The organism is Mycobacterium intermedium (genome assembly GCF_002086275.1).
In the GTDB taxonomy this organism is placed as follows: domain Bacteria; phylum Actinomycetota; class Actinomycetes; order Mycobacteriales; family Mycobacteriaceae; genus Mycobacterium; species Mycobacterium intermedium.
In genome coordinates this window covers 1-597 of sequence record NZ_MVHT01000302.1, presented here as the reverse complement: position 1 = coordinate 597, position 597 = coordinate 1, and the positions used below count along the sequence as shown (strand labels likewise).

General features: G+C 67.7%; 1 protein-coding gene. It reads right to left on the bottom strand.

What is annotated here, in order from left to right; translation table 11 throughout:
• Positions 1-441: DUF7159 family protein (locus BST27_RS30785; protein ID WP_428842053.1), on the bottom strand; the 441-nt coding region annotated here is incomplete at its 3' end.
• Between the last annotated feature and the right edge of the window lie 156 nt (positions 442-597).

Sequence of the window (597 nt, the reverse complement as noted above, 5' to 3'; positions counted from 1 at the left end):
TCCCAGCGGTTGCCGATGCAGGTCGACAATCGAGCCGTCGGCGACATCGACGACGGCCAGCGTGGCGCTGTCGGCCTCGACGAACAACATCGCGATGTACGGGTAGTACAGAGCGGACCCGACCGTCTGCGTCAGGGCGGCCGCCGCGAGCAACGGGGATACCAGCATGACGTTGCCGATGTCACGCGCCGCCAGCTCATCGCGCAGCGCAGCCGCTGCGGCGGGATCCGTCCAGGTCACGCCGGCCGAGGTCAGCTGGTGGCCGGCCTCGGCCGCCCCTTCGCGCGTACCGACCAGCGCCGAGATCGCCTGCGTGGGGGCACCACCGTGCGATACCTGAAAACTGTCTTCTTCGACGGTCACGCCGTCGGCATTTTCACCCTCGACCAGCACCAAGCGGACAGCCGCGGGTTCCATCGATACCCCAAGGACGATGTCCACTTCGCCTCCCGAGAAGGCGGGCCGAGCGCACCCCGCAGGCCGCCGTGGCCTAACCCTACCCGCGCGCGTGTAGCCGCGACTCCGATTCTAGTCAAGCTCTAATGTCGCGGCTATACAGCGGAAACGAGAGGTCAATGGGGGCCGGGGCCGGCAAAC